At 66.2% G+C, this 15,146-nt stretch carries 11 protein-coding genes; 7 read left to right on the top strand and 4 right to left on the bottom strand.

Annotation, left to right across the window (positions count from 1 at the left end):
- The first annotated feature begins 115 nt into the window (after window positions 1-115).
- Genes FHS82_RS09010 through FHS82_RS08995 form a run of 4 tightly spaced genes read left to right on the top strand, consistent with a single transcriptional unit; the run spans window position 116 to window position 4,401 of the window.
- Entirely contained in the window at window positions 116-1,792 is a 1,677-nt protein-coding gene (locus FHS82_RS09010; protein ID WP_166951159.1) for a benzoate-CoA ligase family protein, read from the top strand.
- Entirely contained in the window at window positions 1,789-2,676 is an 888-nt protein-coding gene (locus FHS82_RS09005; RefSeq protein ID WP_246225203.1) for an alpha/beta hydrolase, read from the top strand. The genes FHS82_RS09010 and FHS82_RS09005 overlap by 4 nt, the downstream gene beginning before the upstream one ends.
- Window positions 2,673-3,911 carry a flavin-dependent oxidoreductase gene (locus tag FHS82_RS09000; protein ID WP_166951156.1) on the top strand — a complete coding sequence of 413 codons (1,239 nt, stop codon included), beginning with the start codon at window positions 2,673-2,675 and terminating at the stop codon, window positions 3,909-3,911. Before FHS82_RS09005 ends, FHS82_RS09000 begins: the two co-directional genes overlap by 4 nt.
- A gap of 49 nt (window positions 3,912-3,960) precedes the next feature.
- Window positions 3,961-4,401 carry a cupin domain-containing protein gene (locus FHS82_RS08995; protein ID WP_166951154.1) on the top strand — a complete coding sequence of 147 codons (441 nt, stop codon included), beginning with the start codon at window positions 3,961-3,963 and terminating at the stop codon, window positions 4,399-4,401.
- Between the two features lie 113 nt (window positions 4,402-4,514).
- On the opposite strand, the gene FHS82_RS08990 is transcribed toward FHS82_RS08995, so the two are convergent.
- The 4 genes from FHS82_RS08990 to FHS82_RS08975 all read right to left on the bottom strand — a co-directional run bounded on the left by FHS82_RS08990 (window position 4,515) and on the right by FHS82_RS08975 (window position 10,452).
- A complete protein-coding gene (locus FHS82_RS08990) occupies window positions 4,515-5,939 on the bottom strand; it encodes a bifunctional enoyl-CoA hydratase/phosphate acetyltransferase (RefSeq protein ID WP_166951152.1) in 1,425 nt (474 codons plus the stop codon).
- A gap of 6 nt (window positions 5,940-5,945) precedes the next feature.
- On the bottom strand, window positions 5,946-7,820 hold the full coding sequence (locus FHS82_RS08985; RefSeq protein ID WP_166951150.1) for a PHA/PHB synthase family protein: 1,875 nt from the start codon (window positions 7,818-7,820) through the stop codon (window positions 5,946-5,948).
- 101 nt (window positions 7,821-7,921) lie between these two features.
- On the bottom strand, window positions 7,922-8,860 hold the full coding sequence (locus tag FHS82_RS08980; RefSeq protein WP_166951148.1) for an aldo/keto reductase: 939 nt from the start codon (window positions 8,858-8,860) through the stop codon (window positions 7,922-7,924).
- A 140-nt stretch (window positions 8,861-9,000) separates the two neighbouring features.
- Window positions 9,001-10,452: an efflux transporter outer membrane subunit gene (locus FHS82_RS08975; RefSeq protein WP_208394156.1), complete on the bottom strand. Its 1,452-nt coding sequence runs from the start codon at window positions 10,450-10,452 to the stop codon at window positions 9,001-9,003.
- Window positions 10,453-10,899: 447 nt separating this feature from the next.
- Between FHS82_RS08975 and glpD the strand changes: the two genes are divergently transcribed.
- From glpD to FHS82_RS08960, 3 genes are all read left to right on the top strand, one after another.
- A complete protein-coding gene (gene glpD / locus FHS82_RS08970) occupies window positions 10,900-12,405 on the top strand; it encodes a glycerol-3-phosphate dehydrogenase (protein ID WP_166951144.1) in 1,506 nt (501 codons plus the stop codon).
- Window positions 12,406-13,016: 611 nt separating this feature from the next.
- Window positions 13,017-13,664, top strand: coding sequence for a hypothetical protein (locus tag FHS82_RS08965; protein ID WP_166951142.1), 648 nt, complete (start codon window positions 13,017-13,019; stop codon window positions 13,662-13,664).
- A 210-nt stretch (window positions 13,665-13,874) separates the two neighbouring features.
- A complete protein-coding gene (locus FHS82_RS08960) occupies window positions 13,875-14,975 on the top strand; it encodes a glycosyltransferase family 4 protein (RefSeq protein WP_166951140.1) in 1,101 nt (366 codons plus the stop codon).
- The last annotated feature ends 171 nt before the right edge of the window (window positions 14,976-15,146 follow it).

Raw genomic sequence — 15,146 nt, 5'->3', positions numbered from 1 at the left:
GCCCGGCAGATCGTGGAACGGAGCGGGGAAAGCGTGAAACGGGGAGCGATGCGGAGCAGGGGGTGCGCGACGGGCGCCCGGGCCGCATGGCCGACAGATACCAGAGGAGATTGAGATGTCACAAGCCGATGCCGCGCCGGGCGGGCGCGCCACTTCCCGCCCCACGTCTCATGTCGATACCTTCGTTCTCGACCGTCTGCCGCCGCCGGAACTGCAGCCGGCATTCATCAATCTCGACCGGCTGAACTATCCCGAGCGCCTCAATGCCGTCGCCGAAATCGTCGACAAGCATGTGCGCGAGGGCCGGGGAGGGCGGCTCGCCGTCCGCGGGCCGGGCGTCCACTGGAGCTACGACGACCTCGCGCGCATCATCAACCGTCTGGCCAACGTGCTCGTGGGCAAGCTCGGCCTCGTGCCGGGCAACCGGGTGCTGCTGCGCGCGGCCAACACGCCTACCATGGTGGCGCTCTACCTCGCCGTCATCAAGGCGGGCGGCATCGTCGTCGCCACCATGCCGCTGCTGCGCGCTAAGGAACTCGTGCCGATCATCGACAAGGCGCAGATCGCGCTGGCGTTCTCCGACGAAACGCTGATCACGGAACTGGCCGCGGCGGCGAGCGGCAATGCCTTTCTCAAGCGGGTGGTGACGTGGTCGGGCAACCTGGGCGGCGAACTCGGCAGCCTGCTCGATGGCGTCCCGGATGCATTCGAGGCCGTGAACACTTTCGCCGACGATCCCTGCCTGCTCGGCTTCACCTCCGGCACCACCGGCGTGCCGAAGGCCACCATCCATTACCAGCGCGACCTGCTTGTCATCTGCGACTGCTACGCGAAGGAGATCCTGCGCGCCGATCCGGACGACAGCTTCATCGGCTCCCCGCCGCTGGCGTTCACCTTCGGCCTCGGCGGGCTGGTGCTGTTTCCCTTCCGCATCGGCGCCTCCACCGTGCTGCCGGCGAAGACCGCGCCCGACGACCTGGCGCGTGCGATCGGCGAGTACCGGCCGACCGTCTGCTTCACCGCGCCCACCGCTTACCGCGCGATCCTCGCCCGGATCGGGGAATACGACCTGTCGTCGCTGCGCAAGTGTGTCTCCGCCGGTGAGGCGTTGCCGCTGCCGACCTTCAATGCATGGAAGGAAGCGACCGGCCTGACGCTGCTCGACGGCATCGGCAGCACCGAGCTGCTGCACATCTTCATCTCCGCGCGCGAGGAGGGCGTTCGCCCCGGCTGCACCGGCAAGCCCGTTCCGGGCTATGAGGCGCAGGTGGTCGACGACGCGGGCGGCCCCGTGCCGAACGGTACGCCCGGCCGCCTCGCGGTGCGCGGCCCCATCGGCTGCCGCTATCTCGACGATCCGCGCCAGGTGAACTACGTCCAGCACGGCTGGAACATTACCGGGGATACCTACATTCGCGACGAGGACGGCTACTTCCGGTACCAGGCGCGCAGCGACGACATGATCGTCTCCGCCGGCTACAATATCGGTGGGCCGGAAGTCGAGGCGAGCCTGCTGGCACACGAGGCCGTGCTGGAATGCGGCGTCGTCGCCGCGCCGGATCCCGAACGCGGCAGCGTCGTCAAGGCCTACGTCGTCCTGCGCGAGGGCCATGTCGGCGACGACACGCTGCGCAAGACCCTGCAGGACCACGTCAAACAGGATCTCGCTCCCTACAAGTATCCGCGCGCCATCGAATTCGTCGACACGCTGCCGAAAACGGAATCGGGCAAGCTGCAACGTTTCTCGCTGCGCAAGCTTGCAGCCGAAACCGCGAAGGATACGCGGGAATGACGAACGCCCCGCTCTGGCAACCGGGCGGCGGCCCCCTTGCGGATATCGATGCGGCCTACGACAATGTGCTTGCCATCGGCGACGCACCGCGTTGGGCGGCGCGCTGGCAGGAACAGGCGGAAACGTTTCGCGCCGGCATGGCGGCGAGCGGGCGCGCGCAGCTCGACATCGCCTATGCCGACGGCCCCCGCCACCGCTACGATCTCTTCCTTCCCGAGGGGCGGACGGCCCGTGGCACCGCCGTTTTCGTGCATGGCGGATACTGGAGGGCCTTCGACAAGTCCGTGTGGTCGCATCTCGCGGCGGCGCTCGTCGCGGCGGGCTTCCGTGTCGCCTTGCCGAGCTACACGCTCTGCCCGGGGGCGCGCATCGCCGGCATCACCCGCGAGATCGCCCGTTTCGTCGATCATCTGGCCGGGACTTGCGAAGGGCCTATCCGCCTTTGCGGCCACTCGGCGGGCGGGCATCTCGTCACGCGCATGCTGTGCGCGGATGCGCCGATTGCTCCCGCAACGGCCGCGCGCATTACGCGCGTGTTGTCGATCAGCGGCGTGCACGACTTGCGGCCGCTCGTCAACACCCACATGAATGCCGCCCTGCGGCTCGACGCCGGCGAAGCTGCTACCGAAAGCCCGGCGCTGCTCGCACCCCGGCCGGGGGCGCGGCTGATGTGCTGCGCGGGTGGCGGCGAACTGCCTGAGTTCCGGCGCCAGAACCTGCTGCTCGCCAATATCTGGCACGGGCTCGGCGCCTGGACGGAAGCCGTCGAGATCGCGGGCCGGCACCACTTCGACGTTATCGAGGCGCTGCTCGATCCGGCGGGCGCGCCCTTCAACTGGCTGGCGGCAAACGATCAGCCTTCAATAACGGGGAACCAGACATGAAAGCTCTCATCATCGGAGGCGGCATTGGCGGGTTGACGACAGCCCTGATGTTGCACGCGCGCGGCATCGAGTGCGAGGTACACGAGGCCGCATCGCAGATACGCGAACTGGGCGTGGGCATCAACGTGTTGCCGCATGCCATCAGCCAGCTTGCCGAACTGGGTCTTCTGCCTGCGCTCGACAGCGTAGGCATTCGCACGCGCGAGCTGATCTACACCACGCGGACCGGACAGGAGATCTGGCGCGAGCCGCGCGGCATCGATGCGGGCTACGACGTGCCGCAGTTCTCGATCCATCGGGGACATCTGCAGAAGTTGCTTTATGATGCGGTCGTCGCGCGGCTGGGCGCGGACGCTGTGCATGTCGGCCAGCCCTGCACGGGCTTCTCGCAGGATGCGGAAGGGGTTACCGCCCATTTCGCGCCCTCTGCCGCCATTCCCTCGGCGCGCGCTGACGTGTTGATCGCCGCAGATGGCATTCATTCGGCCATTCGCCGGCAACTGCATCCGGGTGAGGCCGGCATTCGCTGGAACGGCGTGTTGATGTGGCGCGGTGCCGTGGAGAGCGACGCCTTCCTCGACGGGCGTACGATGCTGATCGCCGGCGGCTTCACCTACAAGCTGGTGCTCTATCCGATCGCGAGGAGCGCCACGCCCGGCAAGGTTCTCATCAACTGGGTCGTCAACTACCGCACTGCGAGCGACGGCACCCCGACACCGCCGCGCGAGGACTGGAACCAGCAGGGCACCCACGAGGAGCTGATGCCGCATGTGCGCCGTTTCGGTGTGGCGGTCACCGACCTTGAGGCGCTCGTGCGTGCGACGCCTGCCTTCTATAAATATCCCATGTGCGACCGCGATCCGCTGCCCTTCTGGACGCAGGGCCGCGTGACGCTGCTGGGTGACGCCGCCCATCCCATGTATCCCGTGGGTTCGAACGGCGCGAGCCAGGCCATCATCGACGCGCGCGTGCTCGCGGATGCGCTGGCGGCGGCCACCGATCCGCGTGAGGCGCTGGTGTCATATGCCGAAGCGCGCCTGCCCGCGACGGCGGAGATCGTGCGGCTCAACCGCCAGGGCGGCCCCGAGGGTGTCATCGACGAGGTGGAACGCCGTGCGCCCGAGGGCTGCGACGATCTCGACACCCTCATCAGCCTGGAGGAGCGGCGCGCCATCGTGCGCGGCTACGCGACGACGGCCGGCTTCGACAGAACGCAGGTCAACCGCGCCAAGTGAGCGGCGCCGGACAAGTTTTCCTCACCTCAACCCCAGCACGGAGACAGACATGACGATACTGACAGCAGGCGTGACGAAGGCGGACGAGTCCATCGACGATATCGTGTGGAACATTCTGGGCCAGACCTACGTGCCCAAGACCCGGACGGACGAGTCGTTCTCCTGGCATGCGACGTTTCCGGCCGGCACTTTCGTGCCGCCGCACATTCATACCACGCAGGACGAGTTCATCTACGTGCTGGAGGGCCGCTACGACATCGTGCTCGACGGTCAACCGGCGGCCGCGACCGCCGGCGACCTGATCCGGCTGCCCCGCAACGTTCCGCATGGCATCTTCAACAAGTCGGGGCAGACGGCGAAGGCCCTGTTCTGGGTTTCACCGACGGCCCGGCTGTGGGAACTGTTCACGCAAATCCACAACGTTGCCGACCCCGAAGAAGTCGTGCGCATCGCCGCCCGGCACGAGGTGAATTTCCTGCCGCCTGCGTGACGCGGCTGAGCCCTTCCACCAAAAGTAAACGCCGGCGTGCTTCCGCTTTCAACGGAGGCACGCTGGCGTCGCACCGGAAAACGCAAACCGTTTCCGTGAAGCGCTGACAGGCTCTATCGCGCGATGGAATGCGTGAATGTCAGCTTGGCGAGTGCCGCGGAGGCGATTCGTGCGCGCAGCGAATCCGCGCGGCTTGTCAGGATGATCGGCACCCGCGCGCCGAGCACGAGCCCGGCGGCGTCCGCATGGGCGAAATAGACGAGTTGCCGCGCCAGCATGTTGCCGGCTTCGAGATCGGGCACCAGCAGAATGTCCGCCTGTCCTGCGACGGGGGAGACGATGCCCTTGGCGCTCGCGGCGTCGCGGTTGATGGCGTTGTCGAACGCGAGCGGCCCGTCAACCTTGCCGCCGACGATCTGCCCGCGCAGCGCCATCACGGTCAGCGCCGCCGCCTCCAGCGTGGCCGGCATCTTGTCGTTGACCTTCTCGACGGCTGCCAGTGCCGCCACCAGCGGTTCCTCCACACCGACGGAATGCAGGAAGTCGATGGCGTTCTGGCAGATGTCGCGCTTGTGCGCGAGCGTCGGCCGGATGTTGATGGCGGCGTCGGTGACGATCAGCGGCTTGTCGTAGGCGGGCACGTCCATGGCGTAGACGTGGCTGACGCGCCGTTCCGTCCGCAGGTTGCTGCCGTGCGCCAGCACGACGGTAAGCAACTCGTCGGTATGCAGGCTGCCCTTCATCAGCGCATCCACCCTGCCGGCGGCCACGAGTTCCACGGCCCGGGCGGCGGCGGCGTGGCTGTGGGGCGCGGACTCGATCGGCAGGCCGTCGAGCACGATGCCGGCGGCTTCCGCGATCTGGCGGATGCGCGCCTCCGGTCCGACAAGCACGGGCTCGATGATCCCTTCCGCGCGCACCTCCACCGCGGCGGCGAGCGAATCCGCCGTGCACGGATGCACGATGGCGGTGCGCAGCGCCGTTCCCTGCTTCGCGCGCGCGACGAAGCTCTCGAACAGGTCGTGCCGCTGCACCGAAATTTCCGGCAACGGCTTCTGAGGCCATTCCACCTTGCGGTCGGGCGCGATGACCGTCGCCGTGCCGGTCAGCACCTCGTCGCCATGCTGGTTGAAGCAGCGCGTGTCGAGAATGACGAAGTGCTTGTCGGGCCGCTTCTCGGTCACCACCACGGTCGCGGTGATGGTGTCGCCGAGGCTCACCGGCTTCACGAACCGCAGGTTCTGGCCGAGATAGACCGTGCCCGGGCCGGGGAGCCGCGTGCCGAGCAGCGCCGAGATCAGCGCCGCCGTCCACATGCCGTGCGCGACCACGTGGCCGAACAGCCCTGTGGCTGCGAAGGCGCTGTCGAGGTGGGCGGGGTTGACGTCTCCCGAAACGGCGGCGAACAGGTCTATATCGTCGCGCCCCACGGTGCGCGTCAGCGATGCTTCATCACCCACCGCGATTTCGTCGAAAGTGCGGTTACGCAGAACGTGGCCGTTCCGCGGCGTCTGGCCGTTCCCTTGTGCGCTGGTCATGAGGTCTCACCTTTGCAGGACATAGGTGCCGGGGGCATCCTCAAGGACGGGGAAGCCGTGCTCCGGCGCGCCGATGGCGGGCGGGGCGACGCGCTCCGGCGACGAGTGGCTGTCGAGCCATTCCACCCACGCGGGCCACCACGAACCCTGACGCTGCGCCGCCGCCGCGAACCATTCCTGCGGGCTGAGGCAGGTGTCGACGGCCGTTTTGCGGGCGATGCGGTAGCGCCGCCGTGCCTTGCCGGGCTCGCTGACGATGCCGGCGTTATGCCCGCCGCTGGTGAGCAGGAAGGTCACTTCGGTGTCGGTGATATAATGAATTTTGTAGACGGACTGCCACGGCGCAACGTGATCGCGCTCCGTGCCGACGACGAAGAGCGGCGTGCGGATGTTCTGCAGCGCGGCCGGCTGGCCGTTGACGAGAAGGCGGCCGGCGGCCAGTTCGTTGTCGAGGTAGAGCCGCTTGAGGTACTCGGTATGCATCCGGTAGGGCATGCGCGTCGAGTCGGCGTTCCATGCCATCAGGTCGATCAGCGAGGTGCGCTCGCCGAGCATGTAGTCGCGCACGAGCCGCGACCAGATCAGGTCGTTCGAGCGCAGCAACTGGAAGGCGCTGGCCATCTGGCTGGAGTCGAGATAGCCGCGGTTCCACATGATACTTTCCAGGAAATGCACCTGGCTGTGATCGATGAAGAGGGCGAGTTCTCCCGGCTCCGTGAAGTCGGTCTGCGCGGCGAGCAACGTCATGGTGGCGAGCCGACCGTCGCCCGTGCGGGCCATGGCGGCGGCAACGAGGGCAAGCAGCGTGCCGCCGAGACAATAGCCCGTGGCATGCACCTTGCGGCCGGGGACGATGGCCGCCACCGCGTCGAGCGCGGCATTCACGCCGAGCCTGCCGTAATCGTTGAGAGAAAGATTGCGGTCGTCGGCATTCGGGTTGCGCCACGAAATGCAGAAGACCGTGTATCCCTGCTCCACCAGATAGCGGATCAGGGAATTGTGCGGCGACAGATCGAGAATGTAATACTTCATGATCCACGCCGGCACGATCAGCACCGGCTCGGCGTGGACGTTTTCCGTCGTGGGCGAATACTGGATCAGCTCGATCAGGTGGTTGCGATAGACCACCTTGCCCGGCGTCACCGCAACATCGCGGCCGACGACGAAATTCTCCGAACCCACAGGCGGCTGGCCGGTGATGGTGCGGCTCGTGTCCTCAAGCCAGTTCCACCAGCCTTCCACAAAGTTAGCGCCGCCGGTTTCCAACGCCTTGTTGATCACTTCCGGATTCGTGAACGGGTTGTTCGAGGGAGCGGCGACATCGAGAATCTGGCGGGCGCAGAAGCTGATGACGTCCTCGTGGTGCGGGGTGACGCCCGGCACCTCGTGGGTGATATTGTGCCACCACTGCTGCTGAAGCAGGAAGGCCTGCGCGATGAAATTGAAAGGCGCGTGCTGCCACGCCTCGCTGGTAAACCGGTTGTCGCCCGGCAATGGCGCGATGCAGGGGGGCGTCGACGGCTCGACGACACTCGCCGTCAGGTAGTTCAGGAAGCGCACGCCCTTGCGGACAGCCTTGTAGGCCAGTTCCGTCCGCTTTCCCGGCGCGTGCGAGAGGTGAATCGCCCAGTCGTAATAAGCCAGCGACAGCGCCGCCGGGGACAGGCCACCGGAAAACTGCGCGGTCAGCGCCTCCCGCATGCGGTCGAAAGCCTTGAAGCCTTCCTGTCCCACCACTTCCTCGGCACTCGGCAGCGAGAACAACTCCAGCTCCGGCTTCGGCGCGGGAGAGGCCGCCGCTGTCGCGTGGCCGGTGTCTGCGGCAACAGGCAGTTTGGAAGGAGAAGCGGTGCTGGTCTCCGTTTCGGTCGGCTTGGCCATCGTGACTGAAACCCTCCTGCGGCATGCAAGTGCGCCTTTTACATCGCATGCCGCGCGCCGACTAGCCCTCTTTTGGTCAAGGCAGCGTTTCGGAAGGCGTCTCAGCGCCCCGCGTCGGTCAGCAGCTCGATATCCTCCCGCGCCAGGGTGAGCCGCGCACCGCGTATCAGGCTCGCGAGCTGCGCGAGCGATGTGGCGGAGGAGATGGGGGCGGTGATGCCCGGCTGGGCGATGACCCACGCCACCGCGATTTCCGAATGGGCCGCGCCCGTCCGTTCCGCCACGGTGTCGAGAGCCGCCAGGATGCGCAGGCCGCGCTCGTTGAGATAGCGCCGGACGCTTTCGCCGCGCGCGCCCTTGAGATCGGCCTCCGTGCGATACTTGCCCGTGAGGAAGCCGGCTGCCAGCGCGTAGTAGGAAATAACGCCAAGCCCTTCCCGCAGCACGAGATCCTGCACCTCACCCTCGAAGGCGTCCCGCTTGTGAAGGTTGTACTCGTTCTGCAGGGTCTGGTAGCGCGGCAGACCCTTTTCCTTCGAGGTCGTAAGGGCTTCCGACAACAGCGCGGCATCGTAGTTCGAGGCGCCGATGAAGCGCACCTTGCCAGCCTTGATCAGGCGGTCGTAGGCGGCGAGCGTTTCCTCCTGCGACACGGTGGGATCCGGCCAATGGCTCTGGTAGAGGTCGATGTAGTCGGTCTGCAAGCGTTGAAGAGACGCTTCAATTGCATGCTCTATCCATTTGGCTGAAAGGTCTTTTTTGCCTTGTCCGACGTCCGATCCCACCTTGGTGAAGATGTGCACCCTGTCGCGATTGCCGCGCGCCTTCAGCCAGCGCCCGATGATGCGCTCACTCTCGCTGTCGTTGCCTGGCGCCCAGCGCGAATACACGTCCGCCGTGTCGATGGCGGTGAAACCCTCGGCGACGAAGGCGTCGAGCAGCGTGAAGGACGTGGGCTCGTCGGCCGTCCAGCCGAGAACATTGCCGCCGAAGACGAGCGGCGCGATTTCGATGTCGGTTTGTCCGAGGCGGCGGGTCATGAAGGCTTCCATCCGGTTGGGCGCGAGAATGCATCGCGCGGTTGCACGTTCGCGGGGCGGGGCTCGCCGAGGCTTCAGCCGATATGATATATAGAATTGGCTATATGTATATATACAAAACCGAATTCACCCCGCCCGCCTCAGTTCTTGCCGTCGCCGCGCAGGAAGGCGGCGGGACGTGGGCCCATCCTGTCGACGATCTCGGGCTTTCCGGCGTTCACCGCGCCGTTCCACCCGCCGCCGAGCGCCTTGTTGAGGGCGATGTACTGCGTGGTGATGTTCACACGGCTCTGGATGAGGGAGTCCTCCGCCGAATACAGCGAACGCTCGGCATCGAGCACCTCGATGAAGCTCGTCGAGCCGCTCTCGAACAGGGTGCGGGCGAGCCGCGCGGATTCGCGGTAGCTTGCCACCGACTGCGCCAGCTTCTCATGGCGCACGCGCTCCTGCGCCAGCGCGACGACGGCGTTCTCCACTTCCTCCAGCGCTGTCAGCACCGTAGCGCGCAGGTTGAGGAACTGCTGGTCGCGCTGCGCCTGAGCTGCCTCGACCGCCGCCTGCAACTGGCCGGCGTTGAACACCGGCACGCTCAGGCTGGGCCCGAACGACCAGCTTATCGACGAATTCTTCGCGAGGTCGCCGAGCCGCACACCGGATGTCGAGACGCTGCCGGTGAGACTGATGGCGGGATAGCGGTCCGCCTCCGCCGCGCCGATGCGCGCCGTCGCCTGCGCGAGCTGGCGTTCTGCGAGGCGCACGTCCGGACGGGAGAGCAGGACGTCGGCGGGCACGCCGACAGGCAGCGGCAGCCGGGGTGCGGGCACCGCGCCGCCCTTGCGCAACAGGGCGGAGAGCGCCGTCGGCGCCTGTCCCGTCAGCACGCCGAGGCGGTGCATGGACTGCGCCAGCGAGGCCTCCAGCGTCGGGATGCCGGCCTCCGTGGTCGCGACCTGTCCGGTGGCGTTGGCGAGATCGACGCCGGAAGCCGCGCCCGCGTTGAACTGCGCCCGCGTGAGGGCGGCGGTCTCGCTCTGCGTGGCCGCCGTTCTGCGCGCGAGCGCAAGCCGGGCCTGATAGCTGCGCACATCGATATAGTTGGTGGCGATGTCGCCGACCAGCGTCACCAGCGTGGCGCGCAAGTCCTCTTCCGCGGCGTCGAGCCCATAGCGGGCCGCTTCGACGGTGCGACGGTTGGCGCCGAAGAGGTCGACCTCCCAGCTGGCGTCGAGGCCCGCGCGCAGGGTGTTCGACACGCTGCCGGAGGAACCCGCCCCGCCGCTCTTGCCGCGCGTGGCGGAGGAGGTGCCGCTGACCGAGGGGAACAAGCCGCCCACCGCCTGGTCGTAGGTCGCGCGCGCCTCGCGGATGCGGGCCTTGGCGGAGGCGACGTCGAGATTGCCGGAAGCCGCCTGCTCGACGATGTTGTTCAGTGTCGGGTCGTTCAGGCGCTTCCACCACTGCCCGAACTCAGCGGGCTTCGCCGTTGTCGCGCCTGCGTTATTGCTCCATTTCGCCGGCACGGCCAGCGGCGGCTTTTCATAGTCCGGCCCGACGGAACAGGCGCCGAGCGCGCCGCAAAGCATGAGCGCCATGCCACCTCGCGAAGCGAGTCGGCGCAGCAGGGGCCTCGGGAAAAGGGGGGCTGCATGCGTCCGCGCGCCGTGGCCGCCGTTCCCGGATATCAGTTTGCGGACCATGGCCAGAAGTACCTTTGCAAGACGCCATTCTTCCGTGCAGCACGCCGCCGGAAGCCGAACCGCATGAAATTTGCGTGAGCGATCATTGGCATGAGATTGTGATCGTTTCCATCCCGGCCGCGTCGATAAGGGGGCATAAAGCCTGCCGTGCCGGATAGGTGCGGATTCGATGCAACGGATTCTGTCGTATTCGTAATGTTTCAAAGCCACCGTCTGTCAAAGATGCTACATGCCCAGGGTGTAAGAATCTCGCCATGTTCTGCGTCGCAGAGGCGCTTTGTGGCGGGTTTCGCGCGCGGGAGCGGCTGCGTCCGACCTGCGCAGGGTCGGAGAGCGTAAGAAATGTCCGGAAACGATTGCGATATTCTCGTCATCGGCGGTGGCATCAACGGCTGCGGTATCGCGCGCGACGCCGCCGGCCGGGGCTTCGACGTCGTGCTGGCGGAGCAGGCCGATCTGGCGAGCGGTACGTCGTCGGCCTCCACCAAGCTGATTCATGGCGGGCTGCGGTATCTGGAATACTACGAGTTCCGCCTGGTGCGTGAGGCGCTCACGGAGCGAGAGATATTGTGGCGCATGGCGCCGCACATCGTCTGGCCGCTACGCTTCGTGCTGCCCCACCACGGCGCGCTGCGCCCGGCGTGGCTGCTGCGTCTCGGCCTGTTCATCTACGATCACATCGGCGGCCGCAAACTGCTGCCGCCGACCCGCGTGCTCGACCTGCGGCAGGACGAGGCAGGCAAGCCGTTGCGGAACGGATTCGTCCGGGCGTTCGAGTATTCCGACGCCTGGGTGCAGGATGCCCGCCTCGTCGCGCTTAACGCCCGCGATGCCAGCAACAGGGGCGCGCGCATCCACACGCGCACGCGCGTGACGGGCATCCGGCGCGAGGGCGGCCGTTTCCGTGTCGACCTGCGCGACGGGACGACGGGCGCGGACAGGAACCTGTCGGCCGCCATGGTGATCAACGCGGCCGGGCCGTGGGTGGAAGGCGTGCGGCGCCTGCTTGACGGCGCCACCGGCGCACCGCACGTGCGGCTGGTGCAGGGCAGCCATATCGTCGTGCCGAAGCTCTTCGACCACGACCGTTGCTACATCTTTCAGAATGCCGATGGCCGCATCGTCTTCGCGATTCCCTATGAAAGCGACTTCACGCTGATCGGCACCACGGACCGCGACTATGCCGGAAACCCCGCCGCCGTGCGCATCACGCCGGAAGAGACCGCCTATCTCTGCGAGGCGGTGAGCGGCTATTTCCGCAAGGCCGTGACGCCGGCAGACGTGGTGTGGACTTACGCGGGCGTGCGCCCCCTCTACGACGACCATGCCTCCTCCGCGCAGGCGGCGACCCGCGACTATGTGCTGGAGCAGGAAGGCGACAGCACATCGGGCGTCGCAATCCACGTCTACGGCGGCAAGATCACCACCTATCGCAGGCTGGCCGAGGCGGCGATGGACAAGGTGGAGGCGGTGCTCGGCAAACGCGCGCCGGCCTGGACGGCGGCAAGCGCTCTGCCGGGCGGAAATTTCCCCGTCGATGGCCTGCCGGCACTGATGAAGACGCTGAAGGCGCGCGCTCCCGCCGTGGCGGAGACCACGCTGAAACGGTTGGCGCGCCACTACGGAATGCTGGCGCTGCCCATCGTCGCGAGCGGCTCGCTGGGGCGCATCATCGGCGCGGACCTCGGTGAGAACGAGGTGCGCCATCTCGTCGAAAACGAATGGGCATTGACGGCCGAGGACGTGCTGTGGCGTCGCACGAAGCTCGGCCTGCGCTTCACAGCGCAGGAGACGGCAGCTTTGGAGGACTTCCTGCGGACGGCGGGAGGCGCCACGTCGAACGCCTGACCACGCGCAGGATAACGGCACGACGAAGCCGTTCACGCAAATGAATGAATGTGTAGAAAAATATGAAATCCAAAAACAGCCGTATATGATCATTGAGTTTTATTCAACGGAATTGCACATAGAAATTCTGATAATTATCATGTAGAAATTAGTGAATTAAGCTTTTGCTAAACATTGGAGAGCTGCGGCCCTGACGGCGGATCACTGGGGCGATTGTACAGAGGTATTGTCTCGCCGCCCTGTCTCGTGTAAGCGGGAAACTGACGCGGATCGGTCCGCGCGCGTTCTCGTATCCGCGAACGACGCGCGCCTGACGAGCCCGTGGCGACAGGCGAATCCGGCCTTGGGAAGACGTTGCCGAACGTCCGGCTATCCTGCCATCGGATCGTCGAATTGACAGGTTGTTATGATTCTCGATGTAGGGTAAGAGGCGCTATCCTGCAGGGGGTCGGGCTAGCCGGCCTTGCGGGTGTTCACCGCATCGCCGCGCGCTCCGGAGACCTTGCGGTGGTCCCGACGATGATTGGTATGCATCGTTGCTGGTGCAGCGTCTGAAGAGGCCAGGGTTGCTTCCCAGAGGAGCGGCCTCGTTGTTCTGGAGATATGGCGACGTGAGTGAATTGGTGCGGCTGGACGATCTCGATGCGCTGATGCAGCGGGTGCGTGCCGATGTGGAGGCCCGCAAGGCGCGGGCCGACGCCCGGATCGTCGGAGGCAATGGTGCGGAAGTCGCTCCGCCGCCCCTCGATCCCGCCCAGCTTCGCTACACCGCGACGGAAATCCTGGCGCATTATGATGTGGTGTTCATGCGGGCCGCGTACCTCTCCCTGCTCGGGCGTGAGCCGGCCGGCGAGGATGCGGCGCGCTTCCTGCAGCAGTTGCGGCTCGGGCAGATCAGCCGGATAGACCTTATCGACGCTCTCGCCGCCACCGATGAGGCGCAGGCGCGGGGCGCGCGCATCTCGGGCCTCCGGCGCGAGCGCTTTCTGGACCGCATCCGCCGCTCCAGGCTCGGCCGCAAGATCGTGGCGCTGGCAAGTCTCGCGCGCAGCATTCCCCGTCTTGCGAGCGAGGTGCGGCGGCTGGCGGCGCGCGTCGATACGGCGGAGCGCAAGGCGCAGCAGCTGGAGCGCCGTCTTGAAGAAGAGCACAAGGCAAAGACGGAGTCCGAGGCGCAATTCAGCCGGCAGATCGAGGTCCTGACGCAGAAAATTAGTGAACTTGAAAGACATTTGGGCGGAGATGTCCCATCAAGGTAAGGCGTGCAAGTGCGAGGATGGGCCTCCATCGTTTCCGCACTATATCCGGATCAGCCAGAGAATGACTTTGCGGGCATCCCCGACGCTGCTGCCCCGGCATGCGGACAGCGCCGTCGGAGCCTTCTTCGCCGCTCGCATGCCGGCAAGACATGCGCGAGGCGGCACCCGGAGCGTGGGGCGGACGGGTGCAGACAAGAGACAGGAGCGGCCATGAAGCCGAAAGTAGCGATCGTCGCGGCGGGATCGGGGTCGGGCGAGACGGGCGGTGCGGAACGCTTTTTCGTGGGACTGCGGGATGCGCTGCAGGCACTCGATCTCGACGTCACGCTGCTCTACACCCCCTCCAACGAGTCCGACTTCGACGCCGTCAAGGAATCGTACCTGCGCTTCTACGATCTCGACCTGAGCGCGTATGACGGTGTGATCACGTCGAAGGCGCCGTCCTACCTCGTGCGTCATCCGAATCACGTCTGCTACCTGCAGCACACGATGCGCGTGTTCTACGACATGTTCGAGGTCGAGTTCGGCAAGGGTTCCGAGGAACTGTTCGAACAGCGCGCGCTGATCCATACGCTCGATACGGCGGCGCTGCGCGCGCCGCGGACGCGCAAGATCTTCGCCATCGGCGAGGAGGTGGCGCAGCGCCTGCGTCAGTTCAACGGTCTGGACGCCGAGGTCATCCGGCATCCCACCAGCCTGTCGGGTTTCCGCGAGGGGCCGTTCCGCCATCTGTTCATGCCGGGGCGCCTGCACCGCTGGAAGCGGGTCGATCTTGCCATCGACGCGATGCGCCACGTCAAGGCGCCGGTGGAACTGATCATTTCCGGCACGGGCGAGGACGCGGAGCGTTTCAAGGAGCGCGCGGCCGGCGATCCGCGCATTCGCTTCACGGGCTGGGTGAGCGACGAGGATCTGATCGGCTACTATCGCGACTCGCTGGCCGTCCTGTTCATGCCCCGCAACGAGGACCTGGGGTTGATCACTTACGAGGCGTTCCTGAGCGGCAAACCCGTCCTCACCTGCGCCGACAGCGGCGAGCCTTCGCGTGTGGTCGAGGACGGCGTGACCGGCTTCGTCACGGAGGCCGATCCGGCGGCGATCGCGGCGCGGATCGATCAGCTCGCGGCAAACCCGGCGCTCGCCGGGACCATGGGGCAGAAGGGCAAGCAGGTTGCCGCCGAGGTTACCTGGGAAAAAGTGGCCGTGGCGCTGGCCACGGCGCTCGGACTGCCGTTCCGGAGGCCGTCGGGCGACGCGCCGGAAACGGATGGATCGGGAGCGGACGCCCGCCCGTCGGCTGCATCCGCCTGAAACACATTTTTTCGGGCGCGCCCGATCACGCGAGAGTTTTTATGACAAGGAAAGTCCTTTTCGCCGGGCAGTGTTTTCGGGATAAAGAACAGCGTGGCATATATCTGTTTGCAAAGGCCCTGATCCACGCTGTCAAATCGAAGGGCTTCGAGACCGGTATATTAAGCAATG

This window comes from Pseudochelatococcus lubricantis, from assembly GCF_011762225.1.
Classification (GTDB): Bacteria; Pseudomonadota; Alphaproteobacteria; order Rhizobiales; family Beijerinckiaceae; genus Pseudochelatococcus; species Pseudochelatococcus lubricantis.
The sequence above is the reverse complement of the archived record's forward strand: the minus strand, read 5'-3'. Positions and strand labels throughout refer to the sequence as shown.